Genomic DNA, 23,385 nt, shown 5'->3' on the forward strand with positions numbered 1-23,385 from the left:
CCACGAACCGGAAACCTCTAATTTAGCTTGGCATTGAAATGCGGGGAGTCGACACTCTCATCGCCCATGCTTTCCCCCAGATAAAAAGAAAAGGCCACCCGATGGGCGGCCTTTTCTTTTTATCTGGCGGAGAGAGGGGGATCGGATCGACCCGAACCTAACCTCTTGACCCTGCAGCAGATCGCAAACCGGACATGTGTCCTGTTTTGTGACCTCATAGTCTAGCCTGTGGCTTGAACTTCCTGCTAGCGCTCGATCCTATGGACTCCCCTTGGCTGGGCGCGGAGAAGACAAAGCCTAAAGAGCAATGCCAGCTAGCGAAGACCAGGCTCATCCTGACCTCGTTCGGCTGAGTTTCTGGGAGCGCCGGGACGCGGCTGAAGGCTAAAGGGCAGACGAAGTTGTTCCCAGAACTGGGCTTTGATGCGAAGAACGGGTATTAAAGCCGGGCTCGCCACGCTAACTCATCAAGCTGGGGATGGAGGCGCGGGCGGAGGGAGGGGCACCACGGCTTCCGGGACACCGCTATCTGGTCGCTGGAGGCCAAGCGCATTCGTCGTGAGATGCGTGGTGAATAAGCCGGGTAAGAGCCCTAAGACCGGTAGATGCGTGCGCTCGCATATAAGGTGGATTCTCGCCAAATTATGTGGGTGGGTGCCTGTCATCCTGCGCTGCCTCGGGCTATTGATGAGCTCCAAGCTAGTATTTGCGATGTGCGCGAGCAATCACGCCTTTGATATTAGATCCATCGAGGACGATAAGAATTGGGGCGTTCGCCTTTTTAAAGTGGTCGCCCAGTGAATTCAGGGGCTCTGTTCTTTGGATGGTAATTGAAGCTGAATTCTGTTGTTGTGCAATTAGGTGTTCGACAGTGTGGTCCGAGAGGTCTATGAGTCCTGCGTGTAAATTGTTACTTACGTATGTGCCAATATTTGCCATATCGAAAGCAAAGTAAGAGCCCGCTGTGTTGAGGGAGATGAAGAACCTGTTTTTTCTCGTGACTAAGTGAGCGAGTTTTTCTTCTGCGTCGACCTCAATAAAATCGACGTCCGCTACCGCCTCGACCGTAATTTGCTCATCCTGCCTAGGGCTCGTTCTTATCATTCTCTGAACAGTTGAGTGAGATTTGATCCACTTGGAGGCGGATTTCGACAGATAGTCACTGGCCTCAGTGATCTTATGGTGCATCCCTGAAGTGTCTAGGCCGATAATTGGCTCGTAATGCGCGATTCTATTCCTGAAATGATTTATTTCAGATACAAGTTTTTGAAAGCTGCGTCTGGATGGGGCTGGGTGATTTGGAAGGAGGAGATGAATTCTTGTTTGCCACAGGGGGCGATCGTACTCTTGTCTAAAAAGGTTAGACCAAAAGTCGAAGCTCAGTGTTGCGATCAAGTCGCCTTTCGTATTCTTTCCTAGTTTCTGGCAGCGCAATAGAGCTCGATTTAATGAGTCATGGCTTTCCAGCGTCAGGATTGATGTGAATTTTGAGGATGTATGCCAATTCTGTGTGAAGGATTTTGATATTTCTCGGTCAATTGAGTTTCTTAAAGTAATTTCTAGTATATGAAGAGGGAATAAAAATGACTTTGAAACCCTGGCGTTGTAGAGATAGAGTTCTAGCCCTTCTTGCTCCGTTTTGCTGTGGAGTAAGTAGCTATGGAGCCTTTCTCTAGATAAACAATCAATAAGCTCATTGACTGTTTGCAGCCCGTAGGTGAAGGAGGATTGACTTTCGGCCATGATTGTGAGATAGTTTCCTTACTAGCAGCAGGTGGTTCCCCTCTGTCGGCACACTGTTACAATGCCGACATGCGTCCCCTGCATAGTATCCAGCCCCGGGACAGGCGTGAAGTAGGCGCCCCTCCTGGGGCTTTTTTTTAGGTGGGTGTTCAAGAAGAGGCCCCTTTCGGGGCCTCTTCTCGTTTGTGGGTCTGAGTGAGGTGATCGCTTCAACCCGGCGACGTTCAGCCGAACATGCCAAGGAGTACGAAGAAAACGGTTGGCAGCATGACAAGCGCTCCGATCAGTCCCATGAGGCCGCATGCCGTGATGGCCCAGATCTGGCCGACGTTGAAGTGGTCTCCGCTCCGCCGTTGGGCTTGAGCCGCAGCTAAGGCATGGATGCGCTCCGCGCGCCTCCGAAGAAGTCGTGAGAGCACCGGCCCGATGACGAGGCCGAACGGCCCCGTCAACAGGACGGCGACGCAGAAGCACAGCGTGAACCGGGCTTGTGGTGTCATCACCGAAACGGTGGGGGTGGGTGCGTAGTAGGTCATGGGTGAATTAGGGCTTGTGGGCGGTCCACTCGCCGGACGCCTTCGAAAAGCGGACCGGCTGAACGAACGGCCGGGCCTGCGTGACGCCGCCGATGTCCAGGACGACCGAGCCGCCCACGTCGCAGATCACCCCGTCGGCCGTTTCCGACTTCTTGCAGCCGCTCAGGCTGAAGTCTCGGTATTCCTTCACCCAAACTTGGCTGCCGAGCACACGCTCAAACTCGGCGGTGATGGCCTTCTGAGCCTGTTCGTCGGAGGGTTTGCTGCCGCAGGCCGCCAGTGCCAAAGCGGTGGTCAAGCTGAAAGCGACGTTCCTGATCGTGTTCATGAGGGTCTCTTCCTGGTTGAGGATTGGGGTCTTACTTGTCGCGGTTGCCGGCCGGATCAAACCCAGCGATCCACATGCGGGTGTCGCGGAAGGGGGTGAGCATTCCCGAGGGGCCGGGATACAGGTCATCAGCTCGCAAGAAGCCGGACATCCAGGCGGCGCTCAAAGCCACCTTCCGGGCCTGCCACGCCACGCCCTCGCGGGTCGTGCGCACGTTGAAGGGCTCGCGGGGCGGGGTAGGGCCAGTGGTCCGATCGTCGCCGGTGTTCGGCTTCCCAGGGCGTACCCTCAGGCCCACCATCAGGTCCGTGGTGGCCTTGGCCCGCGCGTTGCTGTTGAGTTCGGCCTGCTCCCCGAGGTCGTCGGTAATGGTCAACGGGGCGTCGGCGCACGCTCGGAAGGTCTCGGTGGTGGAGGCGGTAGCGCTGGTCCAGATCCGGGCCTCAATGGTCCAGCACGGCAAGCTGGCGCCCCACTCCTTGAAGCTGAGCGCCACCCGGGGCCAGTCCAGCTTGCCCATCTGGGCGGCCTGGTGGTCCTCGTTCTTGTAAAGCCCATTGATGCGGCCGGCACCACTGATCGGGGTGTAGAGGGGGCCAGCGGCGGACGTGCTGCTGGTTGCTGGCTTGGCCCCCAGTGCTTGCTGGCCGGCGTCTTTCAAGCTCTTCCCCAACTGTCGGAAGAAGCCGGGCTTCGTTTCAGCGGGCGCCTGGCCCGAGGCGGTAGCGGCTACAAACAGCGTCGCGGCAAGGCCGGCCGCCACTCCCATGGTGTTCTTCTTCATGAAATCCCCTGCGGTTGAGTTGGAGGGTGCTACATTTCATGAAGAGTCTGCCATGCATTGAGGGACCACGTCATGCTGTCCACCCGAAATTTCAACTGCGGTTCACGTGCCTCATCCGTCCCCACGATCATTGTTTGCCGCGCGGCTCAAGCAGGCGCGGGAGCTCCGTGGCATCGCCAGTCAGCGTGCTTTGGGAGTTCTGATGGGGCTCGATAAGAAGCTGGCGAGCAGCCGGGTCAACCGGTATGAGACGGAAGTCAGTGGGATTGACCTAGATGGACTGGGGCGGCTGGCGGACGTGCTGGGCGTGCCCATGGCCTACTTGGTCGCGAGAGATGACCACATGGCCGACGTTATTCTGGCGTTGGAAGAGCTTTCGCCGGAGGAGCGCGCTGATGCGGCGCTTTGGTTGCTGAAAAAGCTCAAGCGGTGACTGTCGTTGGTTCCCTTTCTAGAAGGAGAGCTGCAAATGGCAACGAGGAAAGTCGGACGCGATGCTGGAACGGGGCAGTTCAAGCCCGTGAAGGAAGCTCAGCGGGATAAAAAGGGGTCGGTGGTTGAGACGATCAAAACGCCGCCGCCGAAGCCCAAGCAGAGATGACCAAGGCGTGCCACAGGGAGGTGGCACTTCAAACAGCCTTCGCAATTTGTCGTCGCGGACGTCTGGAGGCGGGATTAGCAGTGCCCAGGGAAATAGACGGTTTCCCACAACTTATTGATTGTTCTGAGTGTGTTGGCCCAATGTTGACTTGAGTCGCAAAGATGCCTCTAATCGAGGCAAGGCGTCGGGCAAGGAGATCCGACGGAAGGGGCCTCGGGAAATGAGTTCGACCGTCATCGCTGATTTCCTGTCCACGGCTCCATTGGCAGAGGAAGGCGGCGCGATCTCTGCGGATCGTTTCGATTACCAAAAGAACTGGGCTTTGGCTCGGTTACTGACCCTGCACCAAGGATCAGGGAACTACGTGCTCCTTTGCGAGTTGCATGAGGACATCGCTGTCCTGGATTGTCCAGACCAGCCATCATGCGCCGCGTTCTATCAGATCAAGACCAGCGCAAAAAGTGCTTGGACGCTGAAGAAGCTGACGAATCGGAAGAAGGGTAAGAGTGGCGACGCTCTACCTTCCATCCTTGGGCGATTGTGCGCCAAGGCTGCTCAGCTAAAGCAGGAGCAAGTCACTTTCCAGTTCGTGACCAACGTGGGAAGCGGCTATGGCTTCCCTGTCACCGAAAAGGCCTCTGAGCCATCTGGTGAGCGACTCTTCGAGGTGTTAAAGCCTACAGAGTGGGAGGTTATGAGGACCTGCTTGGCGGACGAGCTGGGCGAGGACTTTGAAGAGCCTCTCCGGGAGCAGTTAACGGTTTCCATTGCCCAGATTCATCTGGATACACACAACGAAACCGCTGTCGGCTTGGTGACCAACTTCTTAGATCAGCACGTCAAAGGCGCTCACATTCGGCCCAAGGCCTTCTACAGAACCCTGTTTGACGAGTTGCGTAGACGGACTGTAGCTAAAAGGCCCTCCGGGACCATTTCCGAGGTTTGCAGTGCAAAAGGGATCGACCGGGCTTCCTTTAACCTGATGCTTGACAGCGCACGATCCGTGGCCCCAGCCGCTGGTGCCTGGGCAAATGTCCTCGCAGAGCTACACAAAGACAACGTGCCATTTCCTGTTCGGGTCAAGCTCCGGGAAGCCTATCCGGATTACTTCTCAAGGATGCAGAGCCCGTTGGATGGAGCGTTCCGACGAGATAGGCAAATCCTTGTCGCAGCGGGTGAGAGCGTCATGGCCAATAGTTCAACGCTATTTGACATGGCGAACGCTGCCGTTGCGCTCGCTCGAAGTGACTCCGGATACGGCGCTGCTGCGCTTTCCCCGGAACAGGAACTCATTGTCGTGATGATGACCTTCTATGAAAACCAACCCCAATAACTTCCGGATGCTGGTGCGCAGTCTAAGGACCAGGACTCATGAAAAACTTAGTCTTTCAAAGGCTTCATCTCGTATCCCATCGGGAACGAAAAGCAAGGTCGGTCGAGTTCCACCCCGACGTGACGGTGATCAAGGGCCTAAATGACGTAGGCAAGTCATCGTTAGCCAAGTCCATCTATGGGACGCTGGGCGCAGAAGCGGCAGAGATCCACCCGGATTGGAAAGGTGCGAGCGTCATATCGGCGCTGGAGTTCACTGTCGATGGCGATTCCTACGTCATGTTGAAGGAGGGAAAAACCTTCACATTGATCGAATCAGAGCGCGTCAGAGGTTGCTACACCAGTGTTACTGAAGGGCTCGCGCCGGCTCTCTATGAGTTGCTGGGTGCCAAGCTTCGGCTGAAAAATCGGGCCGAAAAGGTGGTCGTTCCGCCGCCGGCCTACCTGTTTATCCCTTTCTATGTGGACCAGGATGCTGGGTGGAGCAGTCCTTGGACTTCCTTTGCTCGTCTAGAACAGTTCGCTCGCTGGCGAGAAGACGTTGTTAACTTCCACGTGGGCGTGACAGGTGCTGAGTATTTCGATGCCTTAGAGCTCCAGGCGACAGCAATGGCTGCCAGAGTTGAGCCGGCTAAGCAGTTGGATGGATTGCGCTCGCTTCAGAAACGAGCCAAGGACACGGTTGCTGAAGACATCGACGTAGAAATCGATCCGGAAGTCTTTTCCGAGGAGATTGAGCGCGTGGTGGGCATGCTCCAGCAGTTGGTGGAGATCCGTGAGGAAGAGCGAGCAAAGCTCTCAGGCTTGACCCAGCGCCGCCTACAACTGGAGGCTCAGCGGGAGATTCTCGACCGCGTTCGCAGGGAGTTGCATGCGGACTACATGTTCGCTGTGAAGCATGAGGGTGAAGACCTAGAGTGCCCGACCTGTGGTCAGCTTCACGAGAACTCGTTTGGTGAACGGTTTGCGTTGGCGCAAGATGAAAGTCGGACAGACGATGTCTTAGTTGAGGTGATGAATGCTCAGGCGATTGTCTCTGGTGAGATCGCTATCAGTCGTCAGCGCCTCAAAGACGCCACCGAGGACGAGCAAAGGTTCAATGATCTTCTCACTCGCAGACGGGGGCAGGTCACGTTCGCACGTCTACTTGAGCGAGCAGGACAGAAGCGATTCTCCTCACAGCTGGACGATCAGGTTGCTGATCTTGTTCAGGAGATCGCCACTCTGGACTATCGGATTAAGCAGGCGGCGGAGCGGCTAAAAAATGCGCGCTCAACGGAGCGAAAGAAGGAGATCCTCGAGACGTATGCTCGGTTGTTGACTGGCTTTGCCAAGAAGCTCAGCGTCATGTTCCAAGAAGACTTCCTTAAGTCGCTGATGCTCAAGATTCAAGAGACCGGAAGTGACCGGCCACGCGCCATCCTCGCTTACGTTTATGCAATCCTTCATCTCATCTGGGATGCAGAGGACGCTGTGAGATGTCCGATTGTGCTGGATTCGCCCAAACAGCAGGACCAGGATGACATCAATCACCTGAATCTTCTTCACTTCATCAGGGACGAACGGCCGATTGGATCTCAGCTCATCCTGTTGCTGGTCGACGATGCAGAGGTTGATTTCGGGTGTGACCCATTGGTGTTGGACACGAAGTATTCGCTGCTCTCCACCGAAGAATATGAGCAGACATCTGAGGTGATTCGTGGTTTCCAAGCCATTCGAGAGATGTCGGCACATTGATCCTCATCGCCGCAACTCGTTGTGGGGCTTATCCTGTCGGAAAGCCCTGGTCATCTGTCGTGGCTAACTCAGTCAGTATGGAAGCGTATGTATAACTTGTTGATGGTGTATCGGGAGGGGACTTGGGATGAGGACGAGTTCATCCTTGAGCTGCCACGTTACCTTGAGCACACCGTCCCGCTGCTAGCAGAACGTTTTGCTACCTTGACTGCGGATACTATTACTGCCCTTAAGGGGCTTCCTACGCTGTTTGCCTATGAAGATCGAGGACGTGACGTTGGGCCTTCTTCGCAGGTCGGTCGGATCGAGGACATCCAAGTTCGTTACGGGGGGGTGCGAATCACTTGGTCCATTGACGCGAGAGTAGGCCCTATCCCCGCTACTCGCCTAAAGGAGATGTTTGGCCAGCTGGATATCTCGGAGCGAAACTGGGAACACACGCGCACCCACTGGGCGGTGAAGGACGTTGATCTGCTAGATGTCCTGGTTCGAAACGGCATCTTGCAGGATGACCCATCTCCGCCACCCAAGGTCTTCGTTTCCTATTCTTGGGATTCACCTGAGCATCTGGAGTGGGTCCGTAGGCTAGTGATTGATTTGCGGGCGAACGGTGTCGACGCAATCTCGGACCGAACACACCTTCGGTTCGGACAGGACCTGCCCCATTTCATGGAACAGGCAGCTGCCTGTGATCGGGTTATCGTGGTCTGCACCGAAAACTATATGAACCGGGCAAACCAGCGCTTGGGTGGGGTTGGGTATGAGCATCTGGTGACCGCCGCACAGCTTGCCGGCGATCCCTTGTCTATGAGATTCATCCCCGTCATCAAAGATCGGCGAGATGCCGGAAACACCCCTGTAAACCTTAGAGGAAGGATGTTCGTAGATCTCAGTGATGGGCCGGGATACAACACTAACTTCCAAGCGTTAGTCCGGGACCTTCATAACGCCGCCCCTCCCGTCCCGCCCCTCGGCCGACGACCGCAGTTCTAGGCGGTCGATTTTCTCAAGGATAGAACTTGCGAGGGTCCGACAACGCACTCTCGAACTGCCCCGCTTGGTAGACCGGAAGCACCACGTCAGGGCGATACTTCTCCAGAACTGCGATCTGCTTCGTTCGTGCTAACTCAGGCTTCTTGTGGAAATAGGCCTCATGCAGGACCGGAACCCTCTTGCTGATGGAGTGGCCCGTGACTAGGGCGATATCTTCATCAGGCACACCTTTGTGGTGCAGTTCTGTGGCGATGGTGTGGCGGAAGGCATGGAATCCAACTCCTGGCGGAAATCCTAAGCCCTTCATGTATCGGCTGAACTGATTGAGGACGCCTTGGCTGTAACGGGCGTTCGTCTCGCCGGTATCACGTCGCACGCCGGCAGAGAGGTGTGGGAAGAGGCGAGGATGGCCACAAGCGCGCACGTCTTCCACGAATGCCAGGAGACCTGCGTCGAGCAGCGGTTGGGGGATGGGCAGCGTGCGGACAGCCGCTTTGCCTTTTAGGCTTTGCCTGCTCCGGTTGCGATCTTTATGACTAAGGTCGCTGTCGACGGTCTTCTGAATCCGGATGCACCACACGCCGCTCTCTTGGACAATGTCCGCCAGCTTCAGCTGCGCGACCTCATTGATACGTGCGCCGGTGTAGAGGCCAAGCATGGGGACCCACCACCGATGCGGGGCTTTCATGGCCCACGGGATGAAGGTCTGGGGCGCAAAGATGCGCTGAAGGTCGGCCTCATCAAACAACCGTTCGGCCTTGTTGGGGTCAATAGCCAGGTCCTTCTTGACCTCCGCGAAGACTCGCATGGGTGAAGCGGCGATGGCCTTTGCGTGTTCCAAGCGCCCGAAGAATGTAACCAAAAACCTGCGGTGCTTTTCGGCCGTGGCGGGAGCCGGCGGGTCAACGCGCAGCGCCTTGCCTCGGGCGACCGCGCGCTCGAACGTCCAATCGCGATACATGGGGTCAGACAGCAACAGCGGCGGAGCCCAGCGCAGAAGATCCCACAGCCTGTAGATGTGGGCATGGTCGATGCGGGAAACGGGAATGTCCCCACAGGCCATCTGGAGCAGTTTCAATGTCCGAGCCGTGGCCTCGATGGTGTTGCGTGCCAAGCCCATGCGCTCCCGGTCAGCCAGGTAGTCTCGGATCTCGATCGACAGTAGGCGGGCAGGTGCAGCGACGGGGAGCGGCTCTGGGTAGCGTGTGCCGTTCTTCCCAAGGCGAGCGCGGCGGGTCCGCTCGCAGGCGTCATTGATGATTTCCTGGGCGTGGATCGCCGCCTCTCGGCCGGTCACAATCATTTCGCCGATGCGGACGCGACCGATGCGAACGTCTGTCAATTTGAGCGTGCCGGTAGGGTCCGCGAGGTAGGAGTTGAGGTGTTGCGAGGTGGGGGAGGTCACTGCGTTGCTTCCATCTGAAGGATGGAAGTACAGATACTGCGGGCCCAAAAATCGTCAACGAAAAATCGGGGTCTTGTTCACGGCCTTAGGCATTGCCAGAGAGGTGCCGATTTGCGCCTCGGCCCGGCCAATCGTACCGCCTGGAAATCCTATGGCATTTGCATTTAAATCAATGGCTTGTAATCGGAGGGGTGGCCAATATTCGGAGTCATTACCGTACTGTTTAATGTATATAAGCTAACAAAACACGTTCAGGTTCCCATCTTTTGCTGAACATTGGTTAAATGAAGCATTTTCGTTGTTAGGGTTTTGAGTTTGGTTTCTCGTTCTCCGCATCCTAAATCGGGCCAGTTTGACGGAGGCGTGGCATGAGGAAGTCGATGGTAGAGGAAGTTTGGCCGGCATCTGTCCGCTTCGTCCCTTACGTGGGTGAGCGCTTTTCCCAAGGCTTCGATGGGCAGCGGCTGTTGCTGCTTGGGGAGTCTCACTATCGGACGGAAGGAGTCAGCGATGCCGTAGAGGTGACCCGGCCATACACCAAGAACATCTTTCAAGGGATGGCTACTCGGGTTCGGGATTCCAGTGATGGTCCATTCTTCCGTGCCTTGGACCTGGTGCTTACCGGGGACAGTCAGCATTCGATAGCGGAGGCGGCAGAGGTCTGGCGGCGCATTGCCTTCATCAACCTATCCCAGTCTTTCGCTGGCACCAAAGCAAATCATCGGCCGCGCAGCCAGGCGCTGCGGGATGGTGGCAACGTTTTGGTCAACGATATCCTGCCAGTCCTAAACCCGGATGTGGTGCTGGTGCTGGGTCGCACCGCTTGGCGGTTCTTTAGTCATGGTGAACCACAACCAGGCTTAGAGCCCTTCATTGCCCAACAGGTGAATCGAGGAGCGAGCAAGCCACGCTACATCGAATCTAGGGAAGTCTGGTCACTGGACTACGAGGGTGGGTCAGCCCTGATGACGTGGGTCTACCATCCATCGTGGAACGTCGACACATGGAAGGACCGGGCGGGAGCGCTGCGTCACCTGATGGCGCTTGCGAAGCAGAGCTGAGACTATCCGGGCACCGTGGCCCAAGGAAGAGATGCAATGAGCGAGGCAGGGGATTTGGCTAAAGTCGTTCGGAAGACGGCGAGCAGCGGAAAGCTCGACTATGTGCCCGTCGTGGTCCTCAATGAGACGACGCGGACCAAGCTGCATGTGGTTGGATGGCTGATTCCTCATAGCGACCATACAGAGTTCTCCATAAAGCTTGAGGGATTCAAGAAGACCAAGGCTTCGCCCTGGCAGGAGGACCCGGTCAAGAGCATCACCTTGACCGAGGCCTCCACGCTCAAGCTCTTCAAATACCTTCAGACGCATCTTCCATTGGCGCAGCAATCGGAAGCCGGTGAGTTCATCCTGATCAAGGTGGCTAACGGGGCGGCGGATCTAAGCGGGCACGATCCGCAGACCCTGGTCGGCGCGCTTACTAAGGTGCTCTCGCATTCGGACCTGGTCCAGCACTTGGCTAGCACGGAGCTCACTCACGAACTGACCACCGCGCTACGCGGATCTATCCGCCTCAGCGAAATGCGCTCGGCGGTCGCTGAGCTGCGCTCGAGCTTGGGGCGTGGGGAGGCGGCAGAGCAGGTCTACCAGTCATGGTGCGAAAAGCACTGCTGGGCCTTCGGTAATGCTTACGTGGTTCGGGACGAGGTGCGTGCAATCACCACTGGGGACAACATAGACCTGATGTTGCCTAACGTCATTGCGGGCTATCGAGACATCGTTGAGCTGAAACGGCCCGACATGGAAGTTCTGCTCTATGACAAGGCTCACAAGAACCACTACTTTTCCGCCGAGGTATCGAAAGCCATCGGTCAGTGCCACCGCTACCTCGACATGCTCCATGACTTTGCTGACAAGGGCTTGCTCGACCACAAGGAGGTGGTGGCATACCACCCACGCGCCACTATCGTCATCGGTCGCTCCCATGAGTGGACAGACGAGCAGCAGCGCGCTCTCCACGGTCTCAATCGGCGCATGCATGGAATCACGGTCATGACCTACGACCATCTATTGGCGCAAGGAGAGCGGCTGATAGATATGATGGTGCCAGCAGCGGATCTGGCAGCCGCTTCCGTCGGCGCCGCCGAACTCGACGACGACATTCCCTGGTAAGTCATGCCACGGTTTAGAGAGACTTTCCAACTCCAGCAAAATATATGGGTGATCAGGGATCTGCGATATAAGGTGGGCAGCTATACGAAAGCCGAGAAGGTCATGAGTGGCCGACCACAATGCTCCACTCGGTAAGAGGTCGAGAATGTGTTGGGTAGAGGGGTGGGATGGGATATCTGTTTTGCAAATCGTCGAATCGAGCGATTCAGGCGTTTGAAGTCAATAGGCGCGTTTGGTGATATTGATGAGAAGGAGGAAACGGTTTGTGGGTCGAGTAACCAATCTAGTCGCCGATACATGCCCGCATTTCTCATCATCAAAGCCAAATTCGGATCTATTGCGTCCAGCAAGCGCGTCATATCTTGGGTGACCGTGCGCATATAGACATTCACGCCAGCGGGCGTGAGAGGGCGTGCTATGTTCCATGCGGGCTCGTGATGTGAGACCCTGTTTCGCAAGCCTTTCACAGCAACGAGGATCGTCTCAGCACCTGCACGGTCCAACGAGGCGTCGTTGGGAAAAATATCCCTTTCGCATCTGGGCCAGAGAGAGTAGGGGGCGCCTTGTTCCTCAAATGGTGCTTCCATAAAGTCTAACCAAAAACCAAACATCGCATGTGCCACAACTTGGTCATTGGAGTGCGGCTTGCCCTCACGTGTCAATTGCTGAAGAATAGACTCCCGCTTTCTCTCCACATGGGATTTCCAGTGTTTGAGGGGGCGGCCATTAAGGCGCTGGCGATGGAACGGATGGCAGCCCCTTCGATAATAGGTTTGAGAGGTTTGTTGGTCGGATTGTGCCTTAGCCATGAACAGCTTGTCACCGTGCCATTTGATGACGTCCTGCATCCAGTCGGCCCGTCCAAATGCGGAGCATGCAGCACTGTTGATTGAATTGCGAAGAGCAACTTCGACCAGCCCCAGAAATGGCGAGAGCGCAGAGTTAAGCTCAAGGCCCCAGATGTAGGCGCCGACTGCCTCACGACCTTGATTCGTCGCCATGAGGTTGGCGTATGACGCCAGCCGAGGGGCCGAGAGGGCTCTTTCAATTGCTTGAACAACTACGCCTTGACAGAAAGGCATGGTCAGGGATATCCTTGTCAATGAGACGCGCCAGCTTGGCGCCAAAGAAGGGATAGAGGCGCGAATAATGCAGCGTCGTTATCCCAGTTTCACCTAAGGCCGCCTTCGGGCGGCCTTTTTTTATCCTGAGTTTTTTACTCTGGAAACAAGTGCTTGAGAGACACCAAGCTTGGTTGCAACTTGCACTTGGGTGAGGCCGCGGTCCAGTAGGGTCAAGATGTTGGCATCCCTTTCATTTCTCTTGAGTGAGCGGCCATCGTAGTGGGTTACGATGTCCAAGCCTGGACCCAGGATTTCCTTGGTCACCACTTGCTTATCGGTGCTCCGTGCGTCGAGCTTGATCACACCTGTACGCTTGTCCAGTTCAAGTTTAAGACTGCCCACGTTCGGGTTGCCTGCTGCGCGCTTGAACTCTTCAATGGCCAGCGAAACGCACTCGGGATCGTGGGTTGCGCCGCCCTTCTTGATTGGGACAATTTGGTTCTTCCTGCTGACGAGATGCTTACGAGTTGCCATCATGCCTCTTCCGGCGAGCTGTGATAAGTGGATATTACATATATCAGCCTACACTGTCTACGGCTATGAGCCGATATCGTGCTCTGTTGGATTGCTGAAGCTCTAGACATGCCAAGGTGCCCACGAAAGCAGAGCGTTGTGACCCTGATGAAATCGACTCGCCGGGGTAACGCATGAAGCATATGAGCTAACCAAACCAGTGATCGAGCAAGAGCGCACTTAGGCGTTCCTGCGGAACGCGTGCGCCAAGGGCTTCGCCCCTGGGACCCCAAGCCTCTGCGAGGCTTGCCAAAAGCAAAAGCTGATCCATAAAGACCCCTGTTGTCAGGAGTTTTTATGGCTATCTTCCACACTTCAATCAAAACCTTCAGCCGCGGCCGCGGACAGTCGGCCGTCGCTGCGGCGGCCTACCGGGGCGGGCTGCTGCTCATGGACTTGCTCACCGGGCAGCAGCATGACTACCGTCGCCGTAGTGGCGTCGTTGAGAGCTTCTGCCTCGCCCCGCCTGACGCTCCCGCGTGGGCCTTGGACCCTCGGGAGCTCTGGGCAGTCGCAGAGGCTGCGGAGCGGCGGAAAGACTCGACTGTGGCGAGGGAGTTTGAAGTCTCCTTACCCCATGAGCTATCCGAAGAGCAGCGGGCGCACTTGGCGTTTGTCATCGCCGACGCGCTGGTCGATCGTTATGGGTTCGCTGTCCAGGCCAGCATCCATTCGCCTGGGACGCCTGATGGGCTCAACCACCATGTCCATATCCTGGCCACCACGCGCCGCCTCGGACCTGAGGGCTTTGGGGACAAGACCCGGGAGCTGGACGTGGGGCCGTCTGGCAAGGTGCAGGTGCAGTGGATTCGGGAGATGGTCGCGGCCACTACAAATGCCCACTTGGAGGCGGCCGGCCTTGCCAGCACGATCGACCACCGAAGTCTGGCCGAACAGGCACGGTCTGCGATGGAGCGAGGCGACGACTTGGCGGCAGCGGCGCTCTCCCGCGAACCGACTCAGCACCTAGGCAAGCATGCTGCGGCCCTAGCTGGGAAGGGTGTGGCGACCGACAAGGCAAGCACGAACGACCAGATCGCCGAAGACAATCGGGAGCACTATGACTTCCTCGTGCGCAAAGCCGGGCTGGAAGGAAAGCCCGCCCCAGTGCCTGGCCAAGAGGCCGCGAAGCAAAGTGGGCGAGTGCTCAATGCAGAAACCGCGGGGCTACCTGGGGGGCTGGAGATGCGAGGCGTATCCGGGATCCGGCTGCACAACCTGCTCCTTTCATCTCACGGGCATACGCCGGAACCGACGCCCATCAGCCTTGCCGAAAAGATTCTCGATGCACTGCGCGACGTGGACGAGATTTCCCGGGCTAGGGCAGACTTGGCCATGGAGAAGGTTCGCGATGCCTTGAGGTGGGCTCAGCGGCAGCTTTCCTCTCAAGGAGAAACCAGCGAGCTTCGGCAGTGGGTCACCAGAGCTTCGCTCCAGGTTCGTGCCCTTAAGTCCCTCATCATCAGCCGGGCTCGCAGGCTGCTTAACGTGAAGAGTGCAACCAGGCTGCGTCACATGGCCGAGCAGGAGTGGGAACGGTTCAACGCCGATTGTCCGCCGGGGTCGACCAGATACTCGAGGTCGGAGTGGACCCTGCGCCGAGGGCGGCGGCTTTCGGTTCTCGAGAAACATACAGCCGAGCTGAAGGCGGCTCAGGAGCGGGCATCGGAGGGAGAGCTGAATGCCATCGATGCTGAGATCCTTACCAAGGCTGAACTGCTTGCAGCGTTGCCCCATCCCTCACAGGCTGTCGCTCCTACGCTCGCTGAGCCGAAGCAGGTGGCCTCGAGCGTCTTGGGTTCCGTCCCGTCGGTCCCCCGAGGGCCAACGTTCCACTGACCCTGTAAAAAACAAGCCCCGCGAATGCGGGGCTATTGTTCAATGGGGGCCGGTGCCCACCGATGGTTTTCGAGCCGGCAGTGGTTTCGCTGGCGGAAGGCCGCGAGACGCACGCCAAGCATCGGGTGAAGGGAAGCTCATCGGCACTTGGCTGCGGTCCACGCTCGCCGCTTGCGATACAGTGCTTCTCGTAGGAGCGTAGGCAAGGGGCTGACCTCCATGGCCTCCCTGCGATTCGGCGAATCGACGCAACAGTAATCTTGCGACATCCAGCGCATGTTGAACATCCAACTCACGCTCAGCAGCGTTGCGGGTATTGTTTTCAGGCAACAAGGCTTGAAGAACCTGGCTGGCGATACGAAGTTCGACGTTTGCTGGCATTTGTAATTCATCTGGTGAAGGTTCTTCACATCGAACCACCCAGACGGAAATGCGCAAGCGGATGATGACGCACCGCGTCACACATTTGCTGTTTGTATGCCTTGCCTTAAGCGTCGAGAGTTGCTGCGTTTCAGTCTTGTCTTGCTGGGCTGCTTTCCGGCGCGAGACTGACGGTCCACTGGCCTCCTTCCTGCCGGCGTAGGGTCAGCAGGTCATAGGTCTTCAGCATGCTGAGTAGGCCCGAATGCCCATAGGCATTGGGAGAGAAGGACGGGTCTGTTCGTTTGAGGTATTGGCCCAACGGCCCCAGTCCTACCTCGCCTTCTGAGGTGTCTCCAGCCAGCAGCGTGACCGCTTCCACCACGAACTTGGGACGGCGCTTGGGAAGCGGCTTGGTGTCGACTGCCGCGGGCTCAACTTTGTTGCCCTCCGCTTTGGCCGGTGATGCATTGGGTCGGTCTTCGCAGGGCTCGGCGACTGCTTTGCGCTCCCATTCGAAGAACTGATCGCAAGCGTTTCGCAGGGCCGCTGGCGTCTTGGGCTCGCCGACGATACAGACAGTCGCTCCGCGCTCCCGCAGCTTTCGGCATAGGTAAGCGAAGTCGGAGTCACTGGTCACCAGGCAGAAGGTGTCGGCACGATGATCGAACAACGCCTCTTGAGCATCGAGAGCCAGGGCGATGTCGGAAGTGTTTTTTCCAGAGGCGTATTGGTATTGGAGGCAAGGTGTAAACGCCTGTTGGACGAGCACTTCCTGCCAGCGGTTCGCCAACGTGGCGTGGTTTCCATACCCGCGGCGCAGCACCACGCGCCCGAACTGGGCCACCATCAGCAGGGCGTGCTCCACGATCTCGGGACTGACGTTGTCGCAATCGACCAAAACGGCCACTTTGGTGTCGTGAGGGACTGATCCGTTAGCCATGTTCTTGTCCTTAAGCTGCGATGCGTGCATCCAAGCCGGCGTGTTCCCTCAGCAAGTAGAGCAGGCCACCCCCGTCGATCAGCTCAATGGGCTTGTCTTTGGCAAAGTTGAAGGCTTCGGTGCCGTAGCCGCTGGTGCAAACCAAGATGCCCTTGCTGGCACCTTCGTTGAGCATGGTCCCGTAAAGATCGCGAACCGCGCTGACCCCTACGGTGTCCCGATAGCGCTTGGCCTGTATGACGACCTTCCCGCCCAAGACGGGCCGGGTGTCAAAGGCCACCGCATCGACTCCGCCATCGCGGGAGCTCCGGGTCAGTTTCGTGTCCAGTCCCATCCGGCTGAACAGGTTGGAGACGAGTGCTTCGAACTCGCTGGGGGTCAGATCCAGAAGGTTGGGGCGCGATTCAAGTCCTGAGAGCACGTCCGATTGCGCGATGAAGCGCTTGTCGACCATGTTGAATTCGACGATTGGTTTGATGGCCTGCAATTCATCGGGCCTGTTTGACAATTGAGCACCCAGGCTGCGCAGGCATGCGACTTTCTCCACGCGTTCGAGCCGCAGCTGAAGGAAGGCGGCCTTCGTTGCGCGGACGGACACCACCGGCACCCGAACCTCTTGGCCGGTGGTGGGATCGTGGGTGTCCACCACGCCATTGAAGGTCACCAGCGCCAAGGCGTTTGCTTGATCGGCCTCAAAGGCTTCGTGCAAAGTCCTCAGCGCGATTGAGGCAATGATGTCTTGGTAGAGCGATTTGATGTCGCTGGCCTTGCGCGCCTTGGAGTCGATCGCATCGCGTGTTTTGACGTAGCGATAATCGGCTTCGGTGGGAACGACGCCCACCTCGGGGAGGTCATACTCAATGACCAGTTCTTTGGATGCCTCGGCATAGGCCAGCTTGAACGCCTGAGGGAAGCCCTCGGAGGGGTATTCGGAGCGCGTGAGCACCATGTCGTTGTAGGCCACGACGGCATCAGGCTCGTGAGCCAGGTAGGCGCTCTGAAACTCATCCACTTCAGCGTTTCGGCGACCAACGTCAGCCTCATAGAGCGTGCGTTCGGTCTCGTGTTGGGCCCGTAGATCGGCCAGCCGTTGCTTCTTTTGCGCTTCCGCTCGATGGAACTGTTCGAGAACCTGCTGGTGGGCTTGATGGGCCGCCGCCTGGGCTGCCAAGTGCCGCTTTGCAGCCCCGGGCCAAAAGCGCGCGAAGCCGGTGGGACCCGGAACCTCGACCTCGACCGGCGCCAACCCCGGAACCAAGTCCTTGGGCACCTTGAAGCCGGGATAGGGATCGGTGTGACGCAGGCTGTCGAAGCTGATGGTGTCGTTCACCGACAGGGTGTGAAGGAGCAGGCCCTCCAGTTCCTCCAGCCGGTCTTTGAGCTCGGCGTTGAGGTCGTCTGCTTCCGCCTGGCGATCTTGGAGGTATTCGGCTTTGGCCAAGCGCGCAGCTTCCTTCTCCTGCTTCTCCAGGGCGCGCAGCTCCCGCATCTGTTGCGCAGCAGCCATGCGCTCATGGCGCTCCAACTGCCTCAGTTGCGTCGCTTGCATTCGCTGCTGGCGCTTGTTTTCGCGCTGCGCTGCCGCCGCTGCCCGGCCGGCTGCCCGCAGAAACCCTTCTAGGCCGCTCCGTCGTCCCATACATCCCCCTGATGTCGAATATCTAAAGACTAACCTGTCGACGTTCTTCTAACGCGCTTTCTGGGCGTTTGGTCGTTCAAAAGGGCGCGCAGCGCAGGCAGGTTCAAGCCAAAATCCAGCACCGCCAATCCCGGGGTGTTCTTTCCAGGCCCATGCAGCTTCTCGTGGGCGGTGAATTCGCGGCTATACGTCGCGTGGTGCTCGTCGTCCAACTCGTGTCCCACCACCTGGGCTCGGAGCTCGGACGGTACGCCCGCTCCTTGAAGCGACTGAATGACGGTTTTCCGGAGCGAATGGAAGCCGCGCTTGCCAGGCGTCCAGTTCTTGCCCACGGCTTCCAAGTGGCGGCCGAACGCCTTGGTGATCCAATTGCCGGCGCCGTTCTTGGCATCCGGTTTGGCGGCCGGGAACAACCGTTTTGCATCTGCCGCCCGTAATCCCTCAACCCATTCCTTAAATCCAAGCGCCAGCAGATCGGGGTGAACCGGGACGGTTCGGATGCTGGCATCGGATTTGAGCTTCTGATGTTCCCCTTCATCGGACATGTGGATGCAGAGCAATCCCGCCTGCTCGGTGACATCGCTGGGAAGCAGTTGGCCCACTTCTGCGGCGCGAGCGCCGGTGTAAAGACCGATGACCGCCGCCCAGCGGGCTGAAAGCGCCAGTTGCTCGAAGGCGGCTGGCGCAAAGAGGGTTTGGACTTGGTGGGTGTCGTAAGGCTTGAAGCCGAACTTTCGCCGAGCTCGCTTCTCTCGGATGGAGTAGCTGACATGCCCAGCGGCTACATTGTCGCCCCTCGGGTAGTAGCCCGAGGCCATGGCCCACTCGAAGAAGCCGCCCTTGCCTCCAATGTAAGACTGCTTGTTGGTCAGGGTGGGGGTTGAGGCGCCCTCTTCGCGCATGTGCTGATACCAGCGGGCCAAGTCCGTGCGCGTCAGCGTGTGGAGCTTGGTCTTGCTCCCGAGGAAGCCGACCAGTGAAACGATGGCCGTGCGCTTGATCGTCCAGGTCTTGGGCAGCGTGTTGCCCTTGAGCGTGGCCAGCCAAGCGTCGCAGGCGTCTTCGAGGGCGATGGGGGTCAGTTTGGACTTCGGGACTGGTGCCGGGGCGGGGGAGGGGGCGCCGTTGACGGCGTCCAGCAACGGGTCTGCGCCCTGGCGTTGCATCTTCTGGAAAAGCCGCAGGTCTTCCTCGTTGTCGATCTGCCAGCGCTCGGTGACCGTGCCATCGGCGGCGCGGGACCGGTGAAGGATCAATTCCTTCAGGTTGTCGGATTGGGTCAGGCGGGCGATCAGTTCATCGGCCTCGCGCTTGCTCAGCTTGTCCACGCGTTGGTCCCTCAACACATCGAAGGCCTGAGCATAGCCCGCAGCCAGGGCCAGTGCGCGCAGCCTGGCCGTGGGCAGGTCGCGGGTGCGTAGCGTGCGCTTGAAGACGCGTCGGCCAACCACGCCTTGAAGGTCGGTAGGTACGCGTTGCCGGAAAGCCCAAAGGCCGGTGGGAGAGCGGGTGAGGTGATGGGGAATGCGCATCGAGAGATGTGTCCCGATTTGTGTCCCGTCGAGGGTCACCCCAGAAAAGCAAAAACCCCTGATTTCTCAGGGGTTTGCGTAATCTGGCGGAGAGAGGGGGATTCGAACCCCCGAAGCGCGGTTTAGACGCTTACACACTTTCCAGGCGTGCTCCTTCAACCACTCGGACACCTCTCCGGATCCTGCCGCGCTAATGCCTCGGCAGGGGCGTGGATTCTATAGGGACTGGCGGCTGTTCACAAGCACCCCCTGAGCGGGTGCTGGCGGACGGGCCGGCCATGGCACAATGGGGCTTCAGATGAAGACGGTTGCCTGATGTCCTATCTCGTCCTTGCCCGCAAGTGGCGTCCGAAGCGTTTTGCCGAGTTGGTGGGCCAGGAACACGTGGTCCGCGCGCTCAGCAATGCGCTCGACAGTGGCCGCGTCCACCACGCCTTTCTGTTCACCGGCACCCGGGGTGTCGGCAAGACCACCATTGCCCGCATCTTCGCCAAGTCGCTGAACTGCGAGAACGGCACCAGTGCCGACCCCTGCGGTCAGTGCCGGGCCTGTCTGGACATCGATGCCGGCCGCTACATCGACCTGCTGGAAATCGATGCCGCGTCCAATACCGGCGTGGATGACGTGCGCGAGGTGATCGAGAACGCCCAGTACATGCCCTCGCGTGGGCAGTACAAGGTCTACCTGATCGACGAAGTGCACATGCTCTCCAAGGCGGCGTTCAATGCGCTGCTGAAGACGCTGGAAGAGCCGCCGGAGCACGTGAAGTTCCTGCTGGCCACCACCGATCCGCAGAAGCTGCCGGTCACCGTGCTCAGCCGCTGCCTGCAGTTCAACCTCAAGCGCCTGGACGAGGAGCAGATCCGCGGGCAGATGACGCGCATCCTCGGCGCCGAGCAGATCGAGTTCGACGACAGTGCCATCGTGCAGCTGGCACGCGCGGCCGATGGCTCGCTGCGTGATGGCTTGTCGCTGTTGGACCAGTCCATCGCCTATGCCGGCGGTGCGCTGCGTGACGATGTGGTGCGCACCATGCTGGGCACGGTCGATCGCACGCAGGTCGCTGCCATGCTTGATGCCCTGGCCGATGGCGAAGGCGCGCGCCTGCTGCAGGTGGTTGCCGGGCTGGCTGAGTTCTCGCCGGACTGGAGCGGGGTGCTCGATGCCCTGGCTGAAGGCCTGCACCGCATCCAGGTGCAGCAATTGGTGCCGGGCACTGTCGTACCGGGCGAGGGCGTTGACGCGGTGGCGTTTGCCCAGCGCCTGCGCCCGGAAGTGGTGCAGCTCTGGTATCAGATGGCCCTTGGCGGCCGTCGCGACCTGCATCTGGCACCCAGCCCGCGCGCGGGCTTCGAAATGACCGTGCTGCGCATGCTGGCGTTCCGCCCGGCAGGCGCGGTGCCGGCAACGCCGGAAGGCAGCGCATCCGGGACTGGCGCAGGTGTGGGTGGCAACACGCAAACCGCACCTGCCGCTGCCGCAGCGTCGGCGCAAACCGCCAAGCCGGTTGCAGCGCAGGCTGCACCAGCAGCAGTCGCGCCTGTGTCAGAACCCAAGCCCGAGCCTGTGCCCGAACCCGCAGCGCCCGCGCCTGAGCCTGTGCAAGCTCCGGCAGCAGCTTCGGCCCCGGTTCAAACCGCAAAGCCCGCAGCTGCTGACGACGATCTGCCGCCATGGGCGGTTGAGGCGGCTGAAGCGAGTGCGCGCGATGAGGCAATGGCGGCCGAAATGGCCATGCCGGAGGCGCCTGAAGCCATTGAAATGCCGGCTGCAACACCGATTGAGTCGCCGAAGCCGGTGCCCGTCGCTGCGCCGCAGCCGGTTCAGCGGGCCGAGCCGGTGCGTCCGACCGGCATCGCCATCGAACCGGCGGTACCAGCAGCGCCGACCGTATCGTCGCAGGGCGGGCGCAGCCTGAACACGGCCGAGCAGTGGCTGGACCTGATCGACGACAGCGGCCTGAGTGGTCCATCGCGCGAGCTGGCCGCCAATGCCGCCTTCGTCAGCTTCCAGCACGGTGTGCTGCGGCTGGCCTTGTTGCCGGGCTTTGAATACCTGCAGTCTGAGCGCGCCTTGAATGCCTTGGCGCAGGCGCTGTCGCAGGCCTTGGGTAGCACGCCCAAGATCCTCATTGAGACCGGTGACGCGCAGGCTGAGACCTTGCACCAGCGCGCTGATCGTCAGCGCGGTGAACAGCAATCCGCGGCAGAAGCCGTGTTCATGGCCGACCCCCAGGTGCAGCAGCTGCTACAGCAGGGTGCACGGGTCGTGGCCGATTCCATCCGTCCTTTCAAAGAGTAACGAACCATGCGCGGCAATATCGCCCAAATGATGCAGCAGGCCCAGAAAATGCAGGAAAACCTGCAGAAGGCCCAGGAAGAAATCGCCAAGTTGGAAGTCACCGGCAGCGCCGGCGGCGGCATGGTCAGCGTGACCCTGAGTGGCACCAAGGAGTGCCGCAAGGTGCGCATCGATCCGTCGGTGCTGAGCGATCCGGAAATGGCTGAAGACCTGATCGCCGCCGCCTTCAATGATGCTTCCAACAAGATCGACGCCGAATCGCAGAGCCGCATGGGTTCGGCCACGGCCGGCATGAAGCTGCCGCCGGGCATGAAGCTGCCGTTCTGATGTGGTTCGCGCCGGCTGACCCGGCGCATGCACGTCCCCGCGCCGCGAAGCCTCCGGGCTTCGCGCGCTTGTTTTAGCGATACGCCTGCTGTGATGAGACCGTTGCGATGAGCCTGCCGCTGCTGGAACAACTGATCGAAGCCTTCCGGGTACTGCCCGGCGTTGGCCAGAAGACGGCCCAGCGCATGGCTTACCACGTGCTGGAGCGTGCCCGTGACGGCGGCCAGCGCCTGTCGGAAGTGTTGGCCGAGGCCATCGAGAAGATCGGCCACTGCAAGCAATGCCGCGACTTCAGCGAAACCGAGCTGTGCCCGGTCTGCGCCAGCAGCAGCCGCGAGCGGCAGATGCTGTGTGTGATCGAGTCACCAGCGGATCGGCTGGCAATCGAGCACGCCACCAGCTACCGCGGCGTGTACTACGTGCTGCAGGGGCGTTTGTCGCCGCTGGATGGCATCGGCCCGCGCGAGCTGGGCCTGGATCAGCTGGAAACGCGTTTGGCGCAGGGCGAAGTCACCGAATTGATCATCGCCACCAACTCCACGGTTGAAGGCGAGGCCACCGCGCATTACCTGGCGCAGCTGGCCCGCCGCAACAAGGTGCGCCCCAGCCGCCTGGCCCAGGGCCTGCCATTGGGCGGCGAGCTTGAGTACGTGGATCGCGGCACTTTGTCGCATGCCTTCGGCAGCCGCAGCGAAGTCGGCGAATAAGCGCTGCGGGGGTTGTAAGCTGTAGGTCGTTTACTGCAGCGAGCCCCACATGACCGACACCATTTTCGGCAAGATCATTCGTCGCGAAATTCCCGCCGCCATCGTCTACGAAGACGATGAAGTGCTGGGCTTCAAGGACATTGCCCCGCAGGCGCCGGTGCATGTGCTTTTCATCCCGAAGAACGAGGTCATCCCCACCCTGGATGATCTGCAGCCCACGCAGGCGCATCTGATCGGCAAGCTGGCCTTGGCAGCTGCAGCCTACGCACGTCAGGAAGGCTTTGCCGAGAACGGCTACCGCATCGTCATGAACTGCCGCGAAGATGCCGGGCAGACGGTATTCCATATCCATCTGCATCTTCTGGCGGGTGCGCCGTTGGGGCATTTCGGCGCGTGATTTGATGTTGTTTAGTTGATTGTGGGAGCGGGGCGGCTGTGCTCCCTCCCTTTGCCGCAGGCAAGGGGAGGGT

General features: G+C 59.0%; 20 protein-coding genes and 1 tRNA gene. 10 read left to right on the forward strand and 11 right to left on the reverse strand.

Annotated features, from left to right (window positions below; translation table 11 throughout):
* Nucleotides 1-699 precede the first annotated feature (699 nt).
* The 4 genes from RT131_RS03250 to RT131_RS03265 all read right to left on the reverse strand — a co-directional run bounded on the left by RT131_RS03250 (nucleotide 700) and on the right by RT131_RS03265 (nucleotide 3,391).
* Nucleotides 700-1,743, reverse strand: coding sequence for a hypothetical protein (locus tag RT131_RS03250; RefSeq protein ID WP_313170241.1), 1,044 nt, complete (start codon nucleotides 1,741-1,743; stop codon nucleotides 700-702).
* Nucleotides 1,744-1,967: 224 nt separating this feature from the next.
* Entirely contained in the window at nucleotides 1,968-2,279 is a 312-nt protein-coding gene (locus tag RT131_RS03255; RefSeq protein WP_313170243.1) for a hypothetical protein, read from the reverse strand.
* Between the two features lie 7 nt (nucleotides 2,280-2,286).
* The gene (locus RT131_RS03260) at nucleotides 2,287-2,607 is read right to left on the reverse strand and encodes a hypothetical protein (RefSeq protein WP_313170245.1); all 321 of its coding nucleotides are present in this window, start codon (nucleotides 2,605-2,607) and stop codon (nucleotides 2,287-2,289) included.
* A gap of 31 nt (nucleotides 2,608-2,638) precedes the next feature.
* On the reverse strand, nucleotides 2,639-3,391 hold the full coding sequence (locus RT131_RS03265; protein ID WP_313170247.1) for a hypothetical protein: 753 nt from the start codon (nucleotides 3,389-3,391) through the stop codon (nucleotides 2,639-2,641).
* A 130-nt stretch (nucleotides 3,392-3,521) separates the two neighbouring features.
* Here RT131_RS03265 and RT131_RS03270 point away from each other — a divergent pair, with 130 nt between their 5' ends.
* The 3 genes from RT131_RS03270 to RT131_RS03280 all read left to right on the forward strand — a co-directional run bounded on the left by RT131_RS03270 (nucleotide 3,522) and on the right by RT131_RS03280 (nucleotide 7,061).
* A complete protein-coding gene (locus tag RT131_RS03270) occupies nucleotides 3,522-3,824 on the forward strand; it encodes a helix-turn-helix transcriptional regulator (RefSeq protein ID WP_093819109.1) in 303 nt (100 codons plus the stop codon).
* A gap of 388 nt (nucleotides 3,825-4,212) precedes the next feature.
* Complete coding sequence (locus RT131_RS03275; RefSeq protein ID WP_313170249.1) at nucleotides 4,213-5,325, forward strand: dsDNA nuclease domain-containing protein; 1,113 nt, start codon at nucleotides 4,213-4,215, stop codon at nucleotides 5,323-5,325.
* Between the two features lie 38 nt (nucleotides 5,326-5,363).
* The gene (locus RT131_RS03280; RefSeq protein ID WP_313170251.1) at nucleotides 5,364-7,061 is read left to right on the forward strand and encodes a hypothetical protein; all 1,698 of its coding nucleotides are present in this window, start codon (nucleotides 5,364-5,366) and stop codon (nucleotides 7,059-7,061) included.
* Between the two features lie 1,006 nt (nucleotides 7,062-8,067).
* Here the strand turns inward: RT131_RS03280 and RT131_RS03285 are convergent.
* Nucleotides 8,068-9,459 carry a site-specific integrase gene (locus tag RT131_RS03285; RefSeq protein ID WP_313170253.1) on the reverse strand — a complete coding sequence of 464 codons (1,392 nt, stop codon included), beginning with the start codon at nucleotides 9,457-9,459 and terminating at the stop codon, nucleotides 8,068-8,070.
* A gap of 368 nt (nucleotides 9,460-9,827) precedes the next feature.
* On the opposite strand from RT131_RS03285, the gene RT131_RS03290 reads away from it, so the two are divergent.
* Nucleotides 9,828-10,520: a hypothetical protein gene (locus RT131_RS03290; RefSeq protein ID WP_313170254.1), complete on the forward strand. Its 693-nt coding sequence runs from the start codon at nucleotides 9,828-9,830 to the stop codon at nucleotides 10,518-10,520.
* 36 nt (nucleotides 10,521-10,556) lie between these two features.
* Nucleotides 10,557-11,630 (forward strand): Shedu anti-phage system protein SduA domain-containing protein, encoded by a 1,074-nt coding sequence (locus tag RT131_RS03295; protein WP_070490111.1) that lies wholly within the window; start codon nucleotides 10,557-10,559, stop codon nucleotides 11,628-11,630.
* 80 nt (nucleotides 11,631-11,710) lie between these two features.
* Here RT131_RS03295 and RT131_RS03300 read toward each other — a convergent pair whose 3' ends face one another.
* Both RT131_RS03300 and RT131_RS03305 read right to left on the reverse strand, forming a co-directional pair.
* Nucleotides 11,711-12,712: an Abi family protein gene (locus tag RT131_RS03300; protein WP_141750838.1), complete on the reverse strand. Its 1,002-nt coding sequence runs from the start codon at nucleotides 12,710-12,712 to the stop codon at nucleotides 11,711-11,713.
* 120 nt (nucleotides 12,713-12,832) lie between these two features.
* The gene (locus tag RT131_RS03305) at nucleotides 12,833-13,228 is read right to left on the reverse strand and encodes a hypothetical protein (protein ID WP_141750839.1); all 396 of its coding nucleotides are present in this window, start codon (nucleotides 13,226-13,228) and stop codon (nucleotides 12,833-12,835) included.
* 336 nt (nucleotides 13,229-13,564) lie between these two features.
* Between RT131_RS03305 and mobQ the strand changes: the two genes are divergently transcribed.
* Nucleotides 13,565-15,106 carry a MobQ family relaxase gene (gene mobQ, locus RT131_RS03310; RefSeq protein ID WP_070490113.1) on the forward strand — a complete coding sequence of 514 codons (1,542 nt, stop codon included), beginning with the start codon at nucleotides 13,565-13,567 and terminating at the stop codon, nucleotides 15,104-15,106.
* Between the two features lie 511 nt (nucleotides 15,107-15,617).
* Here mobQ and RT131_RS03315 read toward each other — a convergent pair.
* From RT131_RS03315 to RT131_RS03330, 4 genes are all read right to left on the reverse strand, one after another.
* Entirely contained in the window at nucleotides 15,618-16,409 is a 792-nt protein-coding gene (locus RT131_RS03315) for an NYN domain-containing protein (RefSeq protein WP_070490115.1), read from the reverse strand.
* A gap of 10 nt (nucleotides 16,410-16,419) precedes the next feature.
* The gene (locus RT131_RS03320; protein WP_313170262.1) at nucleotides 16,420-18,048 is read right to left on the reverse strand and encodes a restriction endonuclease; all 1,629 of its coding nucleotides are present in this window, start codon (nucleotides 18,046-18,048) and stop codon (nucleotides 16,420-16,422) included.
* Nucleotides 18,049-18,077: 29 nt separating this feature from the next.
* A complete protein-coding gene (locus tag RT131_RS03325) occupies nucleotides 18,078-19,580 on the reverse strand; it encodes a site-specific integrase (protein ID WP_313170264.1) in 1,503 nt (500 codons plus the stop codon).
* 84 nt (nucleotides 19,581-19,664) lie between these two features.
* Nucleotides 19,665-19,757, reverse strand: a tRNA-Ser gene (locus RT131_RS03330).
* A 138-nt stretch (nucleotides 19,758-19,895) separates the two neighbouring features.
* Between RT131_RS03330 and dnaX the strand changes: the two genes are divergently transcribed.
* The 4 genes from dnaX (at nucleotide 19,896) to RT131_RS03350 (ending at nucleotide 23,312) form a co-directional block, all read left to right on the forward strand.
* On the forward strand, nucleotides 19,896-21,881 hold the full coding sequence (gene dnaX / locus RT131_RS03335; protein WP_313170266.1) for a DNA polymerase III subunit gamma/tau: 1,986 nt from the start codon (nucleotides 19,896-19,898) through the stop codon (nucleotides 21,879-21,881).
* A 6-nt stretch (nucleotides 21,882-21,887) separates the two neighbouring features.
* Nucleotides 21,888-22,208 carry a YbaB/EbfC family nucleoid-associated protein gene (locus tag RT131_RS03340; RefSeq protein WP_313170267.1) on the forward strand — a complete coding sequence of 107 codons (321 nt, stop codon included), beginning with the start codon at nucleotides 21,888-21,890 and terminating at the stop codon, nucleotides 22,206-22,208.
* A gap of 107 nt (nucleotides 22,209-22,315) precedes the next feature.
* Entirely contained in the window at nucleotides 22,316-22,915 is a 600-nt protein-coding gene (gene recR / locus RT131_RS03345; protein WP_282270729.1) for a recombination mediator RecR, read from the forward strand.
* A gap of 49 nt (nucleotides 22,916-22,964) precedes the next feature.
* The gene (locus tag RT131_RS03350) at nucleotides 22,965-23,312 is read left to right on the forward strand and encodes a histidine triad nucleotide-binding protein (protein ID WP_296252765.1); all 348 of its coding nucleotides are present in this window, start codon (nucleotides 22,965-22,967) and stop codon (nucleotides 23,310-23,312) included.
* The last annotated feature ends 73 nt before the right edge of the window (nucleotides 23,313-23,385 follow it).

Origin of the sequence: Stenotrophomonas sp. (assembly GCF_032066555.1) — a bacterium.
Classification (GTDB): Bacteria; Pseudomonadota; Gammaproteobacteria; order Xanthomonadales; family Xanthomonadaceae; genus Stenotrophomonas.